General features: G+C 27.1%; 24 protein-coding genes. 13 read left to right on the forward strand and 11 right to left on the reverse strand.

Annotation, left to right across the window (positions count from 1 at the left end; all coding sequences use genetic code 11):
• The first annotated feature begins 81 nt into the window (after positions 1–81).
• Entirely contained in the window at positions 82–612 is a 531-nt protein-coding gene (locus ACRC03_RS08865) for a hypothetical protein (protein ID WP_438652206.1), read from the forward strand.
• 36 nt (positions 613–648) lie between these two features.
• Here the strand turns inward: ACRC03_RS08865 and ACRC03_RS08870 are convergent, their stop codons facing one another.
• Positions 649–1815 carry an MFS transporter gene (locus tag ACRC03_RS08870; RefSeq protein ID WP_438652207.1) on the reverse strand — a complete coding sequence of 389 codons (1167 nt, stop codon included), beginning with the start codon at positions 1813–1815 and terminating at the stop codon, positions 649–651.
• Between the two features lie 241 nt (positions 1816–2056).
• Here ACRC03_RS08870 and ACRC03_RS08875 point away from each other — a divergent pair, with 241 nt between their 5' ends.
• From ACRC03_RS08875 to ACRC03_RS08885, 3 genes are read left to right on the forward strand one after another with little or no spacing between them, the layout of a single operon-like run.
• Positions 2057–2746, forward strand: a complete 690-nt coding sequence (locus ACRC03_RS08875; RefSeq protein ID WP_438652208.1) for a Crp/Fnr family transcriptional regulator — start codon at positions 2057–2059, stop codon at positions 2744–2746.
• A 21-nt stretch (positions 2747–2767) separates the two neighbouring features.
• Positions 2768–4261, forward strand: coding sequence for a YjjI family glycine radical enzyme (locus tag ACRC03_RS08880; RefSeq protein ID WP_438652209.1), 1494 nt, complete (start codon positions 2768–2770; stop codon positions 4259–4261).
• Positions 4262–4263: 2 nt separating this feature from the next.
• Positions 4264–5061: a YjjW family glycine radical enzyme activase gene (locus ACRC03_RS08885; RefSeq protein ID WP_438652210.1), complete on the forward strand. Its 798-nt coding sequence runs from the start codon at positions 4264–4266 to the stop codon at positions 5059–5061.
• A 48-nt stretch (positions 5062–5109) separates the two neighbouring features.
• Here the strand turns inward: ACRC03_RS08885 and ACRC03_RS08890 are convergent, their stop codons facing one another.
• Positions 5110–6072 (reverse strand): aromatic acid exporter family protein, encoded by a 963-nt coding sequence (locus tag ACRC03_RS08890; protein WP_438652211.1) that lies wholly within the window; start codon positions 6070–6072, stop codon positions 5110–5112.
• A gap of 312 nt (positions 6073–6384) precedes the next feature.
• Here ACRC03_RS08890 and ACRC03_RS08895 point away from each other — a divergent pair, with 312 nt between their 5' ends.
• Positions 6385–6669: a hypothetical protein gene (locus ACRC03_RS08895; protein ID WP_438652212.1), complete on the forward strand. Its 285-nt coding sequence runs from the start codon at positions 6385–6387 to the stop codon at positions 6667–6669.
• An 86-nt stretch (positions 6670–6755) separates the two neighbouring features.
• On the opposite strand, the gene ACRC03_RS08900 is transcribed toward ACRC03_RS08895, so the two are convergent.
• Positions 6756–7286, reverse strand: a complete 531-nt coding sequence (locus ACRC03_RS08900) for a hypothetical protein (RefSeq protein WP_438652213.1) — start codon at positions 7284–7286, stop codon at positions 6756–6758.
• Positions 7287–7389: 103 nt separating this feature from the next.
• On the opposite strand from ACRC03_RS08900, the gene ACRC03_RS08905 reads away from it, so the two are divergent.
• From ACRC03_RS08905 to ACRC03_RS08920, 4 genes are all read left to right on the forward strand, one after another.
• Complete coding sequence (locus ACRC03_RS08905) at positions 7390–8178, forward strand: threonine/serine exporter family protein (RefSeq protein WP_438652214.1); 789 nt, start codon at positions 7390–7392, stop codon at positions 8176–8178.
• The gene (locus ACRC03_RS08910; RefSeq protein WP_438652215.1) at positions 8178–8654 is read left to right on the forward strand and encodes a threonine/serine exporter family protein; all 477 of its coding nucleotides are present in this window, start codon (positions 8178–8180) and stop codon (positions 8652–8654) included. Before ACRC03_RS08905 ends, ACRC03_RS08910 begins: the two co-directional genes overlap by 1 nt.
• Positions 8655–8736: 82 nt before the next feature.
• Complete coding sequence (locus tag ACRC03_RS08915) at positions 8737–8859, forward strand: hypothetical protein (RefSeq protein WP_438652216.1); 123 nt, start codon at positions 8737–8739, stop codon at positions 8857–8859.
• A 215-nt stretch (positions 8860–9074) separates the two neighbouring features.
• Positions 9075–10055, forward strand: coding sequence for an FAD-dependent oxidoreductase (locus tag ACRC03_RS08920; RefSeq protein ID WP_438652217.1), 981 nt, complete (start codon positions 9075–9077; stop codon positions 10053–10055).
• 246 nt (positions 10056–10301) lie between these two features.
• On the opposite strand, the gene ACRC03_RS08925 is transcribed toward ACRC03_RS08920, so the two are convergent.
• Complete coding sequence (locus ACRC03_RS08925; protein ID WP_438652218.1) at positions 10302–10442, reverse strand: hypothetical protein; 141 nt, start codon at positions 10440–10442, stop codon at positions 10302–10304.
• Between the two features lie 356 nt (positions 10443–10798).
• Between ACRC03_RS08925 and ACRC03_RS08930 the strand changes: the two genes are divergently transcribed.
• From ACRC03_RS08930 to ACRC03_RS08940, 3 genes are all read left to right on the forward strand, one after another.
• The gene (locus tag ACRC03_RS08930; protein WP_438652219.1) at positions 10799–12823 is read left to right on the forward strand and encodes a methyl-accepting chemotaxis protein; all 2025 of its coding nucleotides are present in this window, start codon (positions 10799–10801) and stop codon (positions 12821–12823) included.
• A gap of 180 nt (positions 12824–13003) precedes the next feature.
• Positions 13004–13972, forward strand: a complete 969-nt coding sequence (gene msrA / locus ACRC03_RS08935) for a peptide-methionine (S)-S-oxide reductase MsrA (RefSeq protein WP_438652220.1) — start codon at positions 13004–13006, stop codon at positions 13970–13972.
• A gap of 93 nt (positions 13973–14065) precedes the next feature.
• Positions 14066–14470 carry a VOC family protein gene (locus ACRC03_RS08940; RefSeq protein WP_438652221.1) on the forward strand — a complete coding sequence of 135 codons (405 nt, stop codon included), beginning with the start codon at positions 14066–14068 and terminating at the stop codon, positions 14468–14470.
• Between the two features lie 45 nt (positions 14471–14515).
• Here the strand turns inward: ACRC03_RS08940 and ACRC03_RS08945 are convergent, their stop codons facing one another.
• Positions 14516–15037, reverse strand: a complete 522-nt coding sequence (locus ACRC03_RS08945; RefSeq protein ID WP_438652222.1) for a cob(I)yrinic acid a,c-diamide adenosyltransferase — start codon at positions 15035–15037, stop codon at positions 14516–14518.
• Between the two features lie 263 nt (positions 15038–15300).
• Between ACRC03_RS08945 and ACRC03_RS08950 the strand changes: the two genes are divergently transcribed.
• Positions 15301–15465: a hypothetical protein gene (locus ACRC03_RS08950; RefSeq protein WP_438652223.1), complete on the forward strand. Its 165-nt coding sequence runs from the start codon at positions 15301–15303 to the stop codon at positions 15463–15465.
• Positions 15466–15556: 91 nt separating this feature from the next.
• Here the strand turns inward: ACRC03_RS08950 and ACRC03_RS08955 are convergent, their stop codons facing one another.
• The 6 genes from ACRC03_RS08955 to ACRC03_RS08980 all read right to left on the reverse strand — a co-directional run bounded on the left by ACRC03_RS08955 (position 15557) and on the right by ACRC03_RS08980 (position 20009).
• On the reverse strand, positions 15557–16291 hold the full coding sequence (locus ACRC03_RS08955; RefSeq protein WP_438652224.1) for an ATP-binding cassette domain-containing protein: 735 nt from the start codon (positions 16289–16291) through the stop codon (positions 15557–15559).
• Between the two features lie 12 nt (positions 16292–16303).
• Positions 16304–17224 carry a glycine betaine ABC transporter substrate-binding protein gene (locus ACRC03_RS08960; protein ID WP_438652225.1) on the reverse strand — a complete coding sequence of 307 codons (921 nt, stop codon included), beginning with the start codon at positions 17222–17224 and terminating at the stop codon, positions 16304–16306.
• A gap of 18 nt (positions 17225–17242) precedes the next feature.
• Positions 17243–17836, reverse strand: a complete 594-nt coding sequence (locus tag ACRC03_RS08965) for an ABC transporter permease (protein WP_438652226.1) — start codon at positions 17834–17836, stop codon at positions 17243–17245.
• Between the two features lie 268 nt (positions 17837–18104).
• Positions 18105–18977 carry an RNA-guided endonuclease InsQ/TnpB family protein gene (locus ACRC03_RS08970; protein WP_438652229.1) on the reverse strand — a complete coding sequence of 291 codons (873 nt, stop codon included), beginning with the start codon at positions 18975–18977 and terminating at the stop codon, positions 18105–18107.
• Positions 18978–19007: 30 nt separating this feature from the next.
• The gene (locus ACRC03_RS08975) at positions 19008–19364 is read right to left on the reverse strand and encodes a hypothetical protein (protein WP_438652227.1); all 357 of its coding nucleotides are present in this window, start codon (positions 19362–19364) and stop codon (positions 19008–19010) included.
• A gap of 3 nt (positions 19365–19367) precedes the next feature.
• The gene (locus ACRC03_RS08980) at positions 19368–20009 is read right to left on the reverse strand and encodes an IS607 family transposase (RefSeq protein WP_438652228.1); all 642 of its coding nucleotides are present in this window, start codon (positions 20007–20009) and stop codon (positions 19368–19370) included.
• Positions 20010–20327 lie beyond the last annotated feature (318 nt).

Consider the following 20327-nt stretch of genomic DNA (forward strand, 5'->3'; position numbering starts at 1 on the left):
AATATGAATTAAAAAGCTTCAAATAAAATTTAATATATGATATTATTATACTTTACGCTAAAAAAAGAAAGGAAGTATAATATGAAATTGATAAGAACAAAACCTGAGGAATTTAAAATAGAAAAATTTATCGAATATATAAGTGATAATTTGGAAGAATTACTTTTAGAATACCCGAAAGAAATATCGAGAGTATGTTTAATAGATAAAGATTACCTAGATGTAATTTTATTTGAAGAAGAATATGAAGAAATAAATAATTCGAAGGATTATGCAGATATATTATTAAGTGAAGAATATGGACTATTACTAACTATTGCGAAAACTAATGAAAATTTAGATAAATTAGAGTTTATAGATGGTAAAAAATATAGTCTGAGTCACTATATAGACGATATTTATCAAGATAATGCCATAAAAGATATAGGTGATTTAAGTTTAGATATGAGCCATTTAGTAAGTATATTAGTAGACTTAGATGATGGAGAGATAGTTTTATCATTAGTTAATTTTGAGCATGGTGGACAAATATCTCAGCCCAAAATAATGGAAGCTGAAGACAGCGGAGATTTTGAAGAAGTTGTAAAAGTATTAGTAGAAAAGTTTATGTAAATAAAAATAGGGCTACCATGAAGTAGCCCTTTAAATTTATACTGTTTTGAAGTGTTTTTTATTCTGAGCTATATCTAATCTACTTATCCAATTTAAAATAACAAAACTAAATAAAGAAGCAAATATAGAGAATATAAATATAGATTTAATACCAAGGGTATCTATAAGTCCACCATAAAGTAGCTTCATTAAAGAATAAGAAATACCAATAGTAAAAGTATAAACCGTCATAGATGTAGTATAAAGTTTTTTATCTACTACCTTAGCTATAAAATCAAATGCACATATTGTCATTATAGAAACAGCAATACCATGCATAGAAGTAGCTATCATAAATATCCATGGATTAGAAGTAAACAAATAAACAACCCATCTAACAATTAAAGCAATACTAGCAAAACTTATTACTTTAACCAGTCCATACTTTTCAAGTAGTGACTTACTCTTAACCATAAAATAAAGTTCAGGAATTACCATAAAGACAGTAAGTAATCCAACTAAATCACTTCCAGCTCCAAGATTCATTAAATGTATTCCCTGGAATGCCATCATTGCTTCAGTTAAAGAAGTTACGCATACACCACACATTAAAATTAATAAGTATGACTTATTTTTAAATAATAATGGTAAATCTTCTTTTAAGTTTATTTTTTCTTCTGTATCTTTACTTGATAAGCTTGGTAAATATGGTGTAATAAATAAACAACCTATCATACTAACCATAAATACGTAGAAAAACATTAAATCGTTATTAGTTATTCTAATAAGTTGGCCACATAAAAAAGAAGATATTGCAAAGAACATAGAACCTACAACTCTTATTTTACCGTAATTTTCATTTTTTTCTTCACAATATGAAGTTGTTATAGAATCAGTCAATGGAAGAATAGAATTTCTAAACATTTCAAGGAATATAGCTATTACAAAAATAGAAATAAAAGAATTAGTAATAGTATAAATCCATGCACATAAAAGCGAAATAAATATATTTATCCAAAGTACAGTTTTTTGTTTACTTAATAAATCACTTAAAAGACCCCAAATAGGAACAAAAATAATACCTAAAATTGAAGGTATTGAAACGATAACTCCTACTTGTGAAGATGTAAATCCTAGACTATTTTCTAGATATACTGGTAAAAAAGTGTTATATGCACCTAAACCAATAAATAAAGCTAAATATTTAATATAAAATTTTGACATAATAATTCCTCCTATAATAAATATAACATAAAAAAATAAAATTATAAATAAAGTTAAAATATAAAATAAACTTCTATTCACTTTAATGAAGTTGGTATATGGATATGTATTAGATATATATCTAAAAAATAGAGTGAAAAATTATTTAAGTTTCACAAAAGGACATATGTCCTTTTAAAAAACTTAAATAATTGATAATATATATATAAGTAATATCATATTTGTTAGGAGCAATCTAACTATGAAAAATAATACACTTTATAACTTAATAGAAATTAAAGAAGTTCAAGGTTTTGTAAATAAAATACCGGATAGTATTAAGAATAAATGCAAACTATTAAAGTTTGAAAAATCAAAGATAATAACACTTAAAGGAAATACTATAAAAAATATCTACATAAGCTTGCAAGGGAAAATGCAAGTTAAAAATGAATTTGAGAATGGATTTATATATAATTTTGCAGAAGTAGAATCTATATCATATATAGGTGCTATGGAAATTATGGCAAATGAAAATAAATATTCATCAACTTTACAAACAACTACAGAGTGTCTAATGATTGAAATTAAAGTAAATGATTTTATAAACTGGATAAACAATGATCAATGCTTAACCTTAGAAGTACTAAAGTTTGTATCTATGAGTATGCATAAACAATCATTAAACAAAGGGGAAGTACTAGCATATCCTGCTATATACTCTCTCATAACTTATTTAATAAATGTATATAAAAGTGAAAAAAGTGAAACTATATATCTACAAAAAAGTAGAGAAGAAATAGGGTCAACGCTAGGATTTTCTGTAAGAACAATTAATAGAAACCTAAAGCTTCTAAAAGAAGAAAAATTAATTTCAGTTAACAGAAAAGTTATATCAATAAGCAAGGAACAGTTTAATAAACTGTCATATAAATTAAACTCAATAAAATAAACATATGTAGGGGGAAAAAATATGCAACAAGTTCTAGACATTATAAAAAATGAAACACTAACTTACAACCAACAAGTATTACAACTAGCAGGGCAAGCTGAAAGTACTTTAAATGTACTTGATATAGATGAAGACACTAAAAAACTACTAGATGAAAATATCATATGTGGTATGTTTGAAGGAAATGCTCCGTATAGGCCAAGATACATAATACCAAATTACGAATTGTTAATGAAAAAAGGATGTAAATTCTTAGACCTAGATATACCAACGGATATATGGGAAGCTACGAATACATTATTAATATTTTACAAACACGTGCCATCTATAACATCATATCCAGTGTATCTTGGAAACCTAGATGAACTTTTAGAGCCTTTTGTAAAAGATGAAGAAGAAGCTTATAAAGCTATAAAGTTATTCTTAAAGCATATAGATAGAACTTTAACAGATTCTTTTGTTCATGCAAATATAGGTCCAGTAGATACTAAAGCAGGTAGATTAGTACTTAAAGCAATGAAAGAATTACAATGTGCAGTACCGAACTTAACAGTAAAATACGATAAAGACTTAACTTCAAAAGGATTTATAAACATATGTGCAGATACAGCATTAATAACAGCTAAGCCTAGCTTTGCTAATCATAAGATGGATATTAAAGATTTTGGAACTGAAAAGTATGCACTTGCAAGCTGTTACAATGGATTTATAATAGGCGGAGGGGGACATACCTTAGTTAGACTTGTCCTTAGTAGATTAGCAGAAACTTCAGACTCAGCAGAAGACTTTATAGAAAATAAAATACCTTATGTATCACTTAAAATGTTGGATTATATAGATGAAAGAGTAAGGTTTTTACTAGAAGAATCTGCATTTTTCAAATCAAACTTCCTTGTATTAGAAGGTTTTATCAAAAAAGAATTGTTTAGTGGAATGTTTGGAATGGTAGGGCTTGCCGAAGCTGTAAATTATCTTTTAAATGCAACAAATCAAGATGATAGATTTGGATACTCAAAAGAAGCTAATGATTTAGGATTAAGAATAATAGAAAAAATTAATTCTATAGTAACTTCGTATAAATCAAAATATACAACTTGTTTTAATAGCCAACATTTAATGCATGCTCAAGTAGGAATAGACACAGATACTGGAATATCACCAGGGTGTAGAATACCAGTAGGTGAAGAACCACAACTATTTAAGCATATATTACAATCTGCGCCATATCATAAATACTTCTTCAATGGGATAGGTGATATATTTGTATTTGAAGATACCTATAAAAATAATATAGAAGCAGTAGTAAATGTAATAGATGGAGCTTTTAATAGTGGTGTAAGATATATATCAGTATACGGTGATAGCTCTGACGTAGTTCGTGTTACAGGATATTTAGTTAAAAAGTCGGAAGTAGCACAACTTGAAAAAGGAAATGCAGTTAAAAATAATGCAACAGTATTTGGAATGAATGCAAAAAATGGTGCTAAAGCCTTTGATAGAAAGCTTAGGGATTAAATATGGCAGTGGTTAACAAGATTATTCCTTTTTCATGTATAGATGGACCAGGAAATAGAACGGCAATATTTTTCCAAGAATGTAACTTTAAATGTACTTATTGTCACAATCCTGAAACTATAAAAAAGTGTATAAACTGTACTAAATGTATATCAGTTTGCCCAGTTAAGGCACTAGAAGTGAAAGATGAAAAAGTAGTTTGGAATGAAAAGATTTGTGTACAGTGTGATAATTGTATTAGAGTTTGTAATAACTTATCAACTCCTAAGACTAAAGAGTTTAGTGTAGATGAACTCTTTAATGAAATAAAGGAAATAAGCCCATTTATCCAAGGTATAACGGTAAGTGGAGGAGAATGTACTCTAAATGCTGATTTTTTAATAGGACTATTTAAAAAAGTAAAAGAAGAATTAGATCTTACTTGTTTTGTAGATACTAACGGAGGTATAGACTTAACAAATTATGAAGAACTAGTAGATGTAACGGATAAGTTTATGCTAGATGTGAAAAGTATAGATGAAAATGAGCATATTAAAATTACAGGAATTAGTAATAATATTGTTTTGAAAAATCTAAAATATCTTTTAGATAAAAATAAGCTATACGAAGTTAGAACTGTTATAGCTCCTAATTTAAAGAATGAAAAAACTGTTAAAGAAGTTTCTAATATTATTAAAAATAAGTGTAAGTATAAACTGAATGTATATAGAAAACATGGAGTAAGAAAAGAAGGTATTGATTTTCATGGTGAAACAAGTCTTAGTGAAGAAGAAATAAATAAATTTAAAAAATATATATAAAATAAAGGGTAATTACACAGTGTTAGTAATTACCCTTTAATAACTTTATTATACAGAACATCCATTTTGTCCAAGATAAGTTGATAAAAAAATTCTTAATTCAACTAAGCATAAAAATAAAATAGCACGATTTTCAAATTCATCTCGATTAAGAGGGAGGGGTTGGTTTTTAATGTCTGATGTTAAAAACTCAAGCTCCTTTAGTAATTTACTGACATTGTTAAAATCGAGGGTTGTATTAGCCATTTTAAATATAAAATCAGAAATAATATAACCTTGAGAGGGAGTAGAATTTAAAGTATATACATAAGAATATAGAGTTTCTAATATATCCCTTTGTCTCTTGATGCTTTCAATATGATTTAAAAAAAATCTAGTATCACTTAATAAATTATTATTTATATTTTCATAGGTTTGAGAAACGCTCTTGTCTATTAAATTATTCAAATTATGAAGGTCTTTATCGTACTCGGTACCTTCAGTAGGACTTTTGATAAGGTTTGAAATATCTAAAAGTATAACACGAATTTCTTCTTGGAGCTTTAACTGACCATTGTAAATTTTATCAATATTGCTTGGAATATACATATTCATAATAACGCCCATAGAAGCTCCTATAGTGAATAATAAAGATTCGTTTATAATCATATCAAAAGATACATTACCTTGAAGCAAGTAATGGGAAGATATAACAAGACACATAGCCATAACGTACTGTATATCTAAAATAAAGCAAAAAGTTATAATTATAAATGTATATACTGAGAATGAAACTAAATTAAATCCTAATGTATTAAAACATAAATATGAAAATAATGTACATAAAAGAAATCCATATACTTTTCCAAGTGCAACTTTAAGTGTTTCTTTTTTTGTATTTTTTACTGTCAAAAGTGTAATTATACCAGCAAACATGGCATATTCTAGATTTAATAACCCAGCAATAAAAGTAGCTAAAGAACTACCTAGAGCTAATTTTATTATTTTAAGTGCGTTACTTTTGTTTAACATATCAATTCTCGTATACCTCCTTAAATATTAAAATAATATTATATATTTTAACATAATTTGTATAATTTCAAAAGTACAAACTCTTTAGCCAGTACCTTATTATAGATTTATTAATATTAGTTTAGGATTTAAAGAATTAAATATACATAAATTTAATTCTAAGATACTAACATAAAAAAGGACAAAATTGCTAAACTTATTTTGGGCTAAAAAGCATATAATAAATGTAGTACTTTTAATAATCTATATTGATATTAGTATATATCTACAAGTCTGAAATAAGTTAAAAATCATAACTAAAAGGAGATTTATATGAATAATATTGTCACCTTTTCTATAATAGTTATAATATTATTAGCGAGTTTTCAAACGGTGGATTCAATACAAATATTTATGTATAAGCATAAAGACAATCCAGAAAAAATATTGAAATTTGGAACAATGCGACTAGCAACAATATTTTTAGCTATAACAGCTTTTGCGTATATGCTTGGGTTGTCCAGTTGGATTATTAATAGTATGTTAATATTAATGGCAATAGTAATTGCCACTTTTGTACTATTAATTAAACTTATGTACAAAAATAATATTAATTAAGCTACTTATATATATAAGTAGCTTTTTAATATTGACTTAAACCAATAAAAATGTTAGATTTAATGAAAATTAAATCTAATGGGGGATTAGAAGATGTCAATAAAGGTTATAAAGAAAATAGAACATAGTAATATAGCAGATATTTTATATTGTGTAAACGGAAATGTTAAAATAGACATAGAATCTAATATAGAATTAAGTGAGGGTGATTTATTTTTATTATGATAATAAGTTGTAATACGAGTGACGATAATTCCCCCAATAATTAAAGCAATAGGTCCACCGTAGTTTCTAAGAATAGGCTCTAGAACATCACTAAAACTGCCTGCTTCAGAAATCTCACTCCATACAGCACCAATAAATCCTGCCACACCTATTAAAAATACAAAACAAGATACAAATAATGCAGTACATTTAGATTTAAATACAAAGTATGATCCAACTAATACTACATAGGGAATAACTAAAGATAATGCTGATGAATTTGTAAGCAGTTCAAAAAGAATATCTATACTGCCAACACCAACTAACGGAACTACAATTAGTAAAATAAGTATTCCACATTGAACCCATAGAGCATTTATCATAGTACCATCTTCACGTTGCTTAGTTAACACTTTGTTAATTTATATTAACTATAAAAAATTAACTTCTTTATTGATTCAAAAGTAAGTGATATAATTTACTTCTGATATAAATATAAGTAAAGGGGGAAAACTCATGAAAGAACAAAATAATTATAAATACAAGAAAGATGTATTGCGTTTAGCTACATTTATAGGACAACTAATGCTCGCTAACGGAGCAGAGACTTTTAGAGTAGATGATACTGTAAAAAGGATTTGTAAATCAAGAGGGTTTTCTCATATAAATGTATTTATGGCGCCTAATACAATTATAGTGTCAGATGATAGGTTTGATGGGTATACATTTATGAAGGTGATAGAAAATAGGTGTATAAACTTAAATAAAATTGATTTATTAAATGACTTTTCAAGAAAGTTTGTAAGTCAAACAGAGATGTGCATTGATGAAGCAATAGAAACATTAATAAAACTAGATGAAGTAAGACATCACTCACAAATAGCAATAAATATATGGACTGCAATAGGCTCTTCAAGTTTTGCTGTATTAGTTGGAGGGGATAATGTAATAACATTTATGCTGACTCTAATAACATCTGTAATGGCTATGATTATATTTAATAAAGTTAAAAAAATTAGTAATATACCTGTTTTTGCAACTTTAGTATCATCCATGATAATAGGATTTTGCGGAGTAGGGCTTGTAGAATTAGGAATACTAGAAACACCAAAAATGTTAATAGTGGGGTCTATTATGCCACTTTTGCCGGGAGTACCTTTCTTAAAAGCTATAAGAGATTTAGTATCGGGAGAATTAATGTCAGGAGTTGGACGAGCAATTGATGCGGGAATTATTGCTACAGGTATAGCCGTAGGTATTGGTATGACTATGAATTTATATGTTAAGTGGGGTGGTTTATTATAATGATTTGGATGCCAATTTATATACACATAACATTTTCATATTTAGCAGCAGTTGGATTTGCAGTATTTTTAAATGCGCCCAAGAAAACACTATATGTATCAGGAGCTGTAGGAATGATATCATGGACTATATATATATTATTAATGAGATGTAACTTTGATATGATAAGTGCTAATTTTATAGCAGCTTCAATAGCATCATTACTTAGTGAAATATTGGCAAGAAAGATGAAAAAACCTACTTTATTATTTATAGTACCAGGAATAATAACTTTAATACCAGGACTTGGTTTATATAATACAATGTATTACGTTATCGAGGGGAATTTTCAACAATCATTTACTACAGGAACTAATGTTATTTTAGCAAGTGGAGCTATAGCTCTTGGAGTTATTGTGGTTTCTTCTTTATTTAGAAATCATTATTTAAATTTAAAATCTAAATTAGAAAAGATAGAAAATAAAAAGATTATTTAAAATAGAAAACGTTAGAATGAGTAAAGCCATAGTAAAACAAAAATTGTAGTTTATGGTTTTTATAATACAACAAAAATAATAGATGAAAGATGCTTTTAGAACAGTAATATATGCAGTAGGGTTCATATTTATAGGATATGCTATGATAATATATGCAATAAAACAAGTCACAACTATGAATAATATCAAACTTGGGAAAAAGTAAATTAAAAATACTAAATAGTAGTAAATAATAATTAAGGAGTTTATCTCAAAAAATTGGGATAAACTCCTTAATTATTATTTGGCAAAATATGAAGTATTTATGTAAGAGAAGTATTACAAGTAAATGTTATTAATTGATGTTATAAAAATTACTAAGTGGGTATAAATAAAAATATAAGTAATGAAATATTACAAAAGGGATAGGAGAAAATAAAGATGCAAGAATTATACGATATAATAATAATAGGTGGAGGTCCAGCTGGATTATCAGCAGGAATTTATGCAGGTAGAGCAGCTTTAAAAACATTAATTATAGAAAAAGAATATGTAGGAGGACAAGCAGTTAAAACATTAGAAATTGCTAACTACCCTGGAATACTAGATATTGATGGACCTAGTTTAGCAAATAATATGAGACAACAAGCTGAAAATTTTGGAGTTGAATTTGAATATGATGAAATAATATCTATGGATTTGGATAGTAAAATAAAATCAATAAAAACAAGAAAAACTTTACTTAGATCTAAGTCAATAATAATTGCAACAGGGGCTAAGCCAAGACAAATAGGATTTATAGGTGAAGATGAATTTTATGGAAAAGGTTTGTCCTATTGTGCAACTTGTGATGGAGGTTTTTATAGAAACTTAGATGTATTTGTGGTTGGAGGAGGGTACTCTGCAGCTGAGGAATCTTTATTTTTAGCAAGGATAGCAAGGAAAGTTACAATACTTGTTAGAAAATCAAAGTTTTCTTGTGCTAAATCTATTGTTGATAAAGTATTAGCAAATGATAAGATAGAAGTTAGGTTTAATACTGAAATTACTGAAATTAGTGGAGATTTACAACCAACATACTTAGAATATACAAACACCATGACTAATGAAATCGGCAGATATAAACTTTCAAATGACGATAGAGCTTTTGGAATATTTGTATTAGCAGGCTACATACCAAATACAAATATATTTAAGAATAAAGTTAAACTAGATAAGTATGGATATATACCTACTGATAATAATATGAAAACAAATATAGATGGAGTATATGCTGTGGGAGACTTAAGAGAAAAATCACTTAGACAAATAGTTACAGCTGTATCTGATGGCGCAATAGCAGCAACTGCTAGTGAAAAATACTTAGAGGAAAGCAGTCAGATTTTACAAACTTCAGATAAAAAAGTTTTATTATTAGTATAATAAATACTCCCTTTGTATTTGTAAAATATTTATTAAACAATAGGTTCTACAAAGACAAAGGGAGTTGAAATTTGTACGCTTAAAGTAGAAATCAAAGAAAGATGATTACTAAAGTCATAATATAAGAAAAATATACTAGTATTTCGTAGTATATTTTTCTTATGTAAAATTGCTAATCAAGTATATGTCTAGCAACTTTATATTTAATTGAATAGCTTAACTTTTTAGTTCAAGCTAAAAGAAATACTATTCCTTTATCTCGTCCTTTTCACTTTTGTATACTTCTTCTAAGTTTTCTTCATCCTTTGAAAGTTTTTCACTAACTTCCTTTGTATACTCCTGCTTACACTTTTTACTTAAAGAACAAAATACGCTATCTGTTTTCATAAAAATCTCCCCTTATTATATCTATAATTTTAATATATACAGTAGATAGTACTCAGAAATAGTTTATAAGTCTTATAACTATAATAATTTATAGTATCCCCCTAGAAAAACTGTAAATGATTACTATATTTAAATAGATACCCACAAAAATAGAGTTTAATCATAGTAATAAAAAAAATTATAAATAAATCTAATTTCGAAAATATAATACATAAAAATATACAATTGTTGAAGCAACTGTGATTATTGACTATAATTATCGTATAAAGTGTTTTTTGAAAATTTAAACACTAGTTTTAGAATTTTATAGTAAGAATATAAAAAATAAACACAAATGACTGAGGGGATGAAACTATATGATTAGTAAGGTAAAAAAAATATTCCACGGGCTTCAAGTAAGGTTAATAATTATATTAGGGGGGATTTTAGTTGCTATATTTTTAATTTCTGGAATTGTCATTGCCAACTACAGTAATGATGCTTTTAGCGAAAATGAAGCGACTATACTACAAAAAACAAATCAAAACACATCTTTACAAATTAAAAACTACATTGACACATATTCTACTATGATGAAGCAATTAGCTGTAGACCCTACATTAAAGAAAACTATGCTAGAATTAAAAATAGGGCAAAATGTTAAACAATCTGAGTACTTTGATGAATCATTAAACTTAATAAAAAATAGTGCTAAACTAGATTCCAAGAATATATTAGCCATATATTATGGAGATGAAGATTCAAAGCAATTACTAGATTCTAATGGAGTAATTACATCAGATGATCCAACTTATGATGTAACTTCTAGAGACTGGTATATTGGAGCTAAAGATAACTATTTCTTCATAACTGAGCCATATGAAGATGTGGACTCAGGGGAACAAGTAATATCTATTTCTGTAAGTGTAAAAGATGAAGAGGGCAATTTTTTAGGAGTAGTATCTATAGATATACTTATTACTGTAGTTTCAGATATGGTAGCTAACACAACTCTTGGTAATACTGGGTATTATACAATGGTTACAAATGAAGGCATAATATTATCTCATAAAGATAAATCTTTATTATTAAAGAATATTAATGATATAGGCCTTGATAAAAATATTTTAACAAATTTAAATAACAATAAAAACGATATTACATATTTCAAATTTAGAAATCAAGAAAATGTAGGTTCTATAATAGATATACCAGGAATTAATTGGAAATTAGTAGGATCATTACCAGCAAGTGAATTTAATGCAAATACTACAAATGCTTTAAATAAAATCATATTAATTTGTATTGTTTCTTTAATAGTAATGTTACTAGCATTAGTTTTAGTAGCTAGAATGATAACTAAACCGATAAGAAAATTAATAATAGCAACCAATAAAATGGCTCAAGGTGATTTAGATGTTGAAATTGATGTTAATAGCAATGGTGAAATAGGGACATTATCTAAGAATTTATCTACATTAGTAAATAGATTAAAAGAGAATATTCAATATATTAATGAAGTTTCAGGAGCTTTAAAAGATTTATCTAATGGAAATCTATCTATTAAATTAAAGCAACGCTATGATGGTGAATTTGTAACATTAAAGAATTCATTAATGTCATTATCTGTAACATTTACTAATGTAATGAATGAAATTATAACTATATCTAATGAAGTTGCTAATGGAGCGAATCAGATAAATGAAGCTTCACAAATATTAGCATTAGGAGTTGAAAATGAAACAATTCTTACAGATAATATTTCAATAACTATAGAAAAAGTCTCAAAAGATCTTTCTACATTATCATTAGATTCAAGGGAGGTTAACAAATTCTTTACGAAAGTGAATTCAGAAGTAATTAGTTGTAACAACTCAATGAATCAAATGCTTGGTTCTATGGAAGAAATACAAGTTACTTCTAGCGAAATTAAAAAAGTAATAAAAGTTATAGAAGATATAGCTTTTCAGACAAATATCTTAGCTTTAAATGCAGCAGTAGAAGCAGCAAGGGCAGGTGCTTCAGGGAAAGGTTTTGCAGTTGTAGCAGATGAAGTACGAAACCTTGCAGCTAAGAGTTCAGATGCTGCAAAAACTACTACAGAATTAATTGGAAATTCTATTGAAAAAGTTAACCATGGTAAATCTTTAACTGATACAATAGCTAAATCTTTAAATTCAATAACTGGGCAAAGTGAAAAAGTAGGTACGCTTATAAATAGTATTTCAACTTCAATATCAAAGGAGGCAACAAGTATTGAGAGTGTAGCTGAAAATATGCAACAAATTTCAGAGGTAGTTCACAATACATCATCAACAGCACAAGAGATTGCAGCAGCGAGTGAAGAATTTTCTAGCCAAGCAAAAGTACTTACAGAAATTACAGGAAAGTTTAATTGCTAATCAGACTTAAATATAAAATAGTATATTGCATTTTAAAAAGGTATAAATATATAAACTTATTTATACCTTTTCTTGTTGTGTATATTTCAATTAAATATTTAATTAAATAATAGATGCACCAATGATTAGAATAGAAAATAAAGGGAATAAATAATCTAAACTTAAAAAGGAGAGATTAAAATGATAAAAAAAGCAACATTTGCTGGAGGATGCTTTTGGTGTATGGTTAAGCCATTTGATAAATATAAAGGAGTAGAAAAAGTAGTAGCAGGATATACAGGGGGAAATATTGAAAATCCAACTTATGAACAAGTTTGTACTGATACCACAGGACATATAGAGGCAGTACAAATCACATATAATGATGAATTAATAACTTATAATAAATTACTAGATATATTTTGGAAGCAAATAGATCCAACTGATGAAGGAGGACAATTTAATGATAGAGGACAGAAGTATAAGACATTTATATTTTACCATGATGAAAATCAAAAAATAGTAGCCTTAGAATCTAAGAGAATATTGGAAGAAAGTGAATTATTTGATAGCCCAATAAAAACTCAAATAGTAGCAGCGAAAAAGTTTTATGAAGCAGAAGAGTATCATCAAAATTATTATAAGAAAAACTTGATAAACTATGAAATGTACTTCAGAGGTTCTGGAAGGTATGACTTTATAAAAGATAATTGGGACAAAAATAACATTAGAAGAGAAGAACTAAAGAATATTTTAACACCAATACAATTTGAAGTTACACAAAATGATATGACTGAACCCGCTTTTCAAAATGAGCATTATAATAACAAAGAAGAAGGCATATATGTAGATATAGTAAGCAAAGAAGTACTATTTTCTTCTAAAGATAAATTTGACTCAGGTTGCGGATGGCCTAGTTTTACAAAATCAGTAGATGAGGATAGTATAGTGGAAAAAAGTGATTTTTCTCAGGGAATGTATAGGATTGAAGTAAGAAGTAGAGATGCAAATTCTCATTTAGGGCATGTATTTGATGATGGTCCAAAAGAAAGTGGAGGATTAAGATATTGTATAAATTCAGCTTCATTAGAATTTATTCTTAAAAATGAAATGAAAGATAGAGGATATGAACAATATTTATATATCTTTGAAGATAAAACAACAGAGTAGTAGTTTTAATAATTAAAAGGTGATACTACTATAAAAATAATAACTAGTATATAATAGAATGAGGAAAAACTACAAATATTAAGGAGTAATATTATGTCCATAAAAATGATGCACCATGTATGTATTCAAACTGAAAAATACACAGAATCTCTAGATTTTTATACTAGAATCTTAGGATTTGAAGTAATAAGTGAAACACCAAACTTTCATAATAGAGATTTTAACACATGGTTAAAGCTAGGGGAATTTATGATAGAACTTCAAACACCAAAACAAGGAGATACATTAAATAAATGGAGTAATCTAAATGAAGGAATAGTGCACATGTGTTTTTTAGTAGACAATGTTGAAGAAGAATACGATAGAATCAAATCTTTGGGATATAATAGCTTTAAGATAAAAAATGGAAAAGTTGTATATGATGTAGAAGGTGAAAAATTAATGAAAATTAAAGCACCAGAAGGCACAGAAATTGAAATGAGAGATACCGATATATAGATAAATATAAATAGCTACCCTTAATTTAAGGGCAGCTATTTATATTTAAAATTTAATGTAAATTAATTCTTTTTCGTTATATCTAGCAATAGCATAAATAAGATCAGAAAGTCTATTAATATACTTTAGTAAAAGAGGACTTACATTATCAACTTTACTAAGAGTGAAGATTCTTCTCTCAGCTCTTCTACAAATAGTTCTAGCTACATGTAAATTAGCAGATAATAAGCTAGATCCAGGAACAATAAAAGCATCAACTTTATCAATTTTTTTAATATAGTCATCTATTATAGTTTCAAGATTTTTAATATCATCCTCGGAGACACCATTTTTATATAAGCCTTCTTTTTTAGTAGCAAGCTCTCCAGAAACTGAAAACAACTTTAATTGAATATTTTTTAATATTTTCTTATCTTCATTTTCTGAATAATGTGTGCAAAGACCTATGTATGAATTTAGTTCATCAAGAGTACCGTAAGATTCTACCCTTATATCATCTTTGTCAATTCTTGAGCCATCATATAAAGATGTTTGACCTTTATCTCCAGTTTTTGTATATATTTTCAAAATAACAACCCCTTATTAAAATATTTTATAATTATTCTTTATAAAATATATATACCCATATAAATATAATAAATTCAAGTTAATATAAATTATATTAGTTGCAATAGAGAAGCTACAAATACATACATACATACATATGTATGATACTGTCTAAATAGAGAAATTTGATATTTTTCCAATTAATGATAAAATATATAGGTAAGCAGATAAAACTTATTTGAGAGTAATTTTAGATAAGTTAAAGGGGAGGATTATTAGAAATAATGAAAAAAATTAGTGGTTTAGCAAAATTTGAGTTTGTAGTAGCAGTATTATTATTCTTGTATGCTTTTGTAAACAAAACAGGAATACTTAATTCAATATTTTTTGGTATAGTAGGGGTGGTATTTTTATCAAATGCTATATCAAAGCTTAGTGATAAAAAATAGCTTGGTAAATTATTTAAATTATGCTTTCTTAATATTAAATAATATAAATAACAATAAAGGACTTACTATTTATAGAAAGTCCTTTATATAATCATTTACCACAAACTAGTTTTCTTACAAATTCTGTTTTAGGATTTTCAATAATTTGATTTGGAGATGCGTATTGATGTATCTGTCCACCGTCCATAACCACCACCTTAGTACCAAGCTTAAGAGCTTCTTTTATATCATGTGTAATAAAAATTATAGTAACATTAAGTGTTTTGTGAATTTTAATAATGGCTTCTTGTAATAACTTCCTTGTGATTTCATCTACTGCACCAAAGGGTTCATCCATTAATAAGATTTCTGGTTTTGCAGCTAAAGCTCTTGCTATTCCAACTCGTTGTCTTTGCCCTCCAGACAATTCACTTGGATATCTATATAACATATCTTGGCTTAATCCAACAATACTTATAAGTTTATGGATGTTTTTTAATATTTCATCTTTATTTTTAACCTTACTTAGATTTGGAACATAACCAATATTTTTCTCAATATTCATATTAGGAAAAAGTCCAATCTCTTGAATTACATATCCTATTTTTCTTCTTAACTGTATTTGGTCAACTTTAGAAATATCTTCATCATTAACGTAAATATTACCACTCTCAGGCTTTAATAGTCCGTTAATTAGCTTGAGAACAGTAGTTTTTCCACAGCCAGAGCTTCCGATTATAGTCAAAAACTCTCCTCTATTTACAGTTAAATTAAAATTATTTAAGACTATATTATTCTCATAGGATTTAGTAACATTATCAAAAAATATAACTCTATCATGTGACATAATATGCCTCCACTATTTTATTAAGCCTTTTTGTTTTAAAAATTCTTTTGCTATTTGATTTTCAGGTTCTTTATTAGTTTCTAATTTGTAGTTTAATTTAGACATTTCATCTGAATTAATAATATTATCCATTTTAGCTAATACTTTTTCTAACTCAGGGTGCTTTTTCAATACATCTTCTCTTATTACAGTTCCGCAATAATAAGTTTGAAAGAATTTTTTATCATCTTGAAGTAAAACAACATCAGATGCAGATAGTTGACCATCAGTAGTAAATACATTCATTACATCAATTTGTTTTGAATTTATAGCATCGTATTTAAGGCCAATATCTAAATCAGTTGATTTTTTAAAATTGAAGTTATAAGCTTTACATAAAGAGTCATAGCCATCATCTCTTTCGTAGAAATCATATTCTGCACCAAAACAAAGCTCTGATGAATATTTTGATAAATCTGAATATGATTTAATATTATATTTGTCAGCAATATCTTTTCTAATAGCTAGGCCATAAGCATTATTGAATCCATATAAACCACACCATTTTAAATTATAATTTTCTTCGTATTTTTTACCTAACTCTTTGTATAAAAGATCTTCTTTAGGAATATTTTTTTCTTTAAGAATAAAACTCCAAGCCGTACCTGTATATTCAGGATACATATCAAATTCGCCCTTTAGTAGTGCAGGATGTATATTGCTAGTTCCGCCACCAACACCTTTAGTAATATCTACTTTTAAGTTAGTGTCTTGTTCAATTAATAATTTTAACATCTCAGCCAATATAAATTGTTCAGACATAGGTTTAGTTGCAAGTTTTATTGTATCTACATTTTTTTCGTCTTTTTTTGAACATCCCATTGCCGTTATTGAAGTCATAGCAATTATCATAGTTACCGATAAAATTTTTTTAAAATAGCTTTTACTTTTCATTAAGCCACCTCCTAATATTTATACCAATCTCCATTTCTTTTTTATAAATTTCTCAATACTTCCAATAATTAAATCCACTACAGAAGCTAAAAGTGCAATTAGTAAACTTCCAGCTATAGTCATAGCAGAGTTGTTAGTTGTTATGCCTCTATAGATTGCAACACCAAGCCCTCCAGCTCCAATAAAAGAAGCAATACCTGCAAGTGCTATAGTCATAACTACCATATTTCTAAGGCCTGACAATATTACAGTTGTTGCTAAAGGAATTTTTACTTTTAATAGAATCTGAATTTCAGTACTACCCATACCTTTTGCAGCTTCAATAATAAAAGGGTCTATTGTTTCTATACCAGTATATGTACTTCTAACCATTGGTAATAATCCGTAGATAGTTAAGGCTATTATTGCACTAGTGTTTCCAATACCTGATATAGGTATTAAAAAACCAAGTAGTGCTATAGATGGTATGGTATAGATAAAATTTATAATAGACATAACTATTGGAGTTGTTTTTTTATAATAACTAATAATTAACCCTAAAAGTATTCCAAAAACAGAGGCTATAAATATTGAAATTCCAGAAATTATTAAATGTTGAATTGTTACTTCCATAAAAAAATCACTTCGCTGTAAGTATAAGTTAATTACTTCATTAAACATAATTACCGTTCTACTAAAGCTATCTAAATATACTCATGAGTATCTAAATATATTCACCAATAACATTTAGCCCTAAGAACACCACATTCTTAGATTTAATTCACCTTATATAATATTTCTATTATATAAGCCTGCTGGGTTCTAATTAATATTAACTAGTCCATATCAGTTCATCCTATTTAAGATGGCGTGAACTACGCAATGATTATTTTTTTATATTCTATATCCCCTCCAAAATATATCTATCAAACCTAAAGTAGCCTTTCTTTATTATTTTATTTAATATTTTTTTAGTTGGTTCTAGATTATCTTTTCTAGCTATATTTATTGCACTATTCACATCTCTAAGTATTGTTGTATTACAAGATACACAAGTAAACGCCCTTATACTTGGGTCTTTCTTTTCTTTATTCCCACATATACAACAAGTTTTTGTAGTGTCTTTTTCATTTACAACAACATATGCCTTATTTGACTTTTCCATAGTCCAACTAAGTATTTTTCTAAACATACCTATTAAAGATTGATTTAGCATTCCCCTATGCATATTCTTGTCACTTGCTACTTCAAGTGTAGGTGTATAATCACCTATTATTGCTTTATCATAATTTCTAGCTATATAATTCGCTATACTATACATAATTAACTTAATCTGTTCTCGTCTTTTATGGTATAGCTTATCTAATGTATTATTTAATTTTAGATACCTTTTACTCTGTAAATAATATTTACTACCATGTTCTGTATATTTCAGCTTATTTTTTCTATTACACAAATCTCTTTTAGATTTAACTTCATCTATTAGCTTATCAAAATATTTGACTTGATATAATTTTTCAAATTCAAAAGTAGTTCCTGTATTATCAATAGCTACGAATAGATTTTTATGATTTGGATCTATTGATATCCATGTTTTAACTTCCTTATTTGACAGACTTTCTTTTTCTATTGTAAATATGGCATAAAAATCCCCCCCCTGTTGCTTACAAAGTCTAAAGTTTTTTATTTTCTCATTTTCTCTTAAATCAAACTTTTCTTTTAAATACCCTTTTACATGAACTTGTTTATTAAGTTCATTTTTTCCTAAAGATATTCTTAAATTTCTACTGTCAAGTAGCTTAAATCATTTATTGGGTTCATCATAAAATAATGAAAACCACTTTTTCTTAAATGACCTGAAATTTGGATAAGAACAATTTTTATTAAAGAATTTTTCATAAGAATCCTTAACTCTAATTGCAGTATTTTTAAGTGGTGATGAGTGTACAGAATATAAAAATATATTTTCTGATTTCATTTTAGTAGCATAATTTCTTAAATTTCGTCCACTCAAAAGCTTTTTCTCACTACCATTTTTATAATCATCTATCGTAACTTGAAGTAGTTGATTGTATAGCCAATTACATATTTTAGATTGACCATCAAGTATTTGTGAGTCTTTGTTATCAAATACTACTTCTATTTTCTTAGCATATATCATAACCTAAGCCTGTACCTTATCATCTATATAGTCACACTCACTATTTCTAAACATTGCTAAATTTGTATCTTTTATTTTTTTTGACTTGTGGCTTCTACTACCATATAGTTTTGATGAGAATACCGTAATCACAGACAGTACATCTTCTACTAATTCTTCTTCATATATTTTATCCTCTGTATGATTTATGACTTCTATTTTAACATTGTATATAGAGCATAATTCTTCTATCATTTCATATCCAAATCTTATTAACCTATCCTTATAATTAATCACTATTCTATCAATTTCCTCACTACATATTAAAGCTATTAATTCTTTTAACCCTTTTTTATTGTAATTTAGTCCACTACCTAAGTCTGATATAACTTTAAATTGATATCCTTTGGCAATACAATAATTACTTACATTCTCTATTTGTCTTTCTAAATCTTGTTTTTGGTTAGATGATGAAACTCTACAATATGCTATAGTTATTTTAAAACTATCATCTTCTTTACACTTGAATCTAATTAAATCATTTTTATCATATCTTCTATGTTTTCCAGTGGTTCTGTATGAAGTTATTTTTCCTTCATTTTCCCATCTCCTCATTGTGGGTACGGATACCCCTAAGAATTCACTTGCTTCTCTTATATTTAACATATTTAAGCACCTCCTAAATATATTATTTACAAAAGAAGTTAATTAAATTCATGTTGATTTAATTAGTATTAAGTATTTTTATTTATACTGCTTTAGTACCCCCTATATATCCTTAATAATATTTTTATGAAATAATATAAGTGATTATGATTCATTAATTATATAATATTAAGCTAGTAGTGAACTACTCACCACTTAACTACCTACGGTAACGTTTGAAGTGGGAGCTTCTTGGTCAATAGTACCATTGTACTAAGTATCTCCAAGCTTATAGGATAGTTCCTATCCCAACTGTATACCAAAATTATATAGCTAATT

This window comes from Romboutsia sp. (assembly GCF_051659545.1).
Taxonomy (GTDB): Bacteria; Bacillota; Clostridia; order Peptostreptococcales; family Peptostreptococcaceae; genus JBOFOR01.

Bases quoted from the DNA above. Each gene is read 5' to 3' on its own strand.
- ACRC03_RS08865 (WP_438652206.1), top strand. From the start codon at position 82: ATGAAATTGATAAGAACAAAACCTGAGGAATTTAAAATAGAAAAATTT.
- ACRC03_RS08870 (WP_438652207.1), bottom strand. From the start codon at position 1,815: ATGTCAAAATTTTATATTAAATATTTAGCTTTATTTATTGGTTTAGGT.
- ACRC03_RS08875 (WP_438652208.1), top strand. From the start codon at position 2,057: ATGAAAAATAATACACTTTATAACTTAATAGAAATTAAAGAAGTTCAA.
- ACRC03_RS08880 (WP_438652209.1), top strand. From the start codon at position 2,768: ATGCAACAAGTTCTAGACATTATAAAAAATGAAACACTAACTTACAAC.
- ACRC03_RS08885 (WP_438652210.1), top strand. From the start codon at position 4,264: ATGGCAGTGGTTAACAAGATTATTCCTTTTTCATGTATAGATGGACCA.
- ACRC03_RS08890 (WP_438652211.1), bottom strand. From the start codon at position 6,072: ATGTTAAACAAAAGTAACGCACTTAAAATAATAAAATTAGCTCTAGGT.
- ACRC03_RS08895 (WP_438652212.1), top strand. From the start codon at position 6,385: ATGAATAATATTGTCACCTTTTCTATAATAGTTATAATATTATTAGCG.
- ACRC03_RS08905 (WP_438652214.1), top strand. From the start codon at position 7,390: ATGAAAGAACAAAATAATTATAAATACAAGAAAGATGTATTGCGTTTA.
- ACRC03_RS08910 (WP_438652215.1), top strand. From the start codon at position 8,178: ATGATTTGGATGCCAATTTATATACACATAACATTTTCATATTTAGCA.
- ACRC03_RS08915 (WP_438652216.1), top strand. From the start codon at position 8,737: ATGAAAGATGCTTTTAGAACAGTAATATATGCAGTAGGGTTCATATTT.
- ACRC03_RS08920 (WP_438652217.1), top strand. From the start codon at position 9,075: ATGCAAGAATTATACGATATAATAATAATAGGTGGAGGTCCAGCTGGA.
- ACRC03_RS08925 (WP_438652218.1), bottom strand. From the start codon at position 10,442: ATGAAAACAGATAGCGTATTTTGTTCTTTAAGTAAAAAGTGTAAGCAG.
- ACRC03_RS08930 (WP_438652219.1), top strand. From the start codon at position 10,799: ATGATTAGTAAGGTAAAAAAAATATTCCACGGGCTTCAAGTAAGGTTA.
- msrA (WP_438652220.1), top strand. From the start codon at position 13,004: ATGATAAAAAAAGCAACATTTGCTGGAGGATGCTTTTGGTGTATGGTT.
- ACRC03_RS08940 (WP_438652221.1), top strand. From the start codon at position 14,066: ATGTCCATAAAAATGATGCACCATGTATGTATTCAAACTGAAAAATAC.
- ACRC03_RS08950 (WP_438652223.1), top strand. From the start codon at position 15,301: ATGAAAAAAATTAGTGGTTTAGCAAAATTTGAGTTTGTAGTAGCAGTA.
- ACRC03_RS08955 (WP_438652224.1), bottom strand. From the start codon at position 16,291: ATGTCACATGATAGAGTTATATTTTTTGATAATGTTACTAAATCCTAT.
- ACRC03_RS08960 (WP_438652225.1), bottom strand. From the start codon at position 17,224: ATGAAAAGTAAAAGCTATTTTAAAAAAATTTTATCGGTAACTATGATA.
- ACRC03_RS08965 (WP_438652226.1), bottom strand. From the start codon at position 17,836: ATGGAAGTAACAATTCAACATTTAATAATTTCTGGAATTTCAATATTT.
- ACRC03_RS08975 (WP_438652227.1), bottom strand. From the start codon at position 19,364: ATGATATATGCTAAGAAAATAGAAGTAGTATTTGATAACAAAGACTCA.
- ACRC03_RS08980 (WP_438652228.1), bottom strand. From the start codon at position 20,009: ATGTTAAATATAAGAGAAGCAAGTGAATTCTTAGGGGTATCCGTACCC.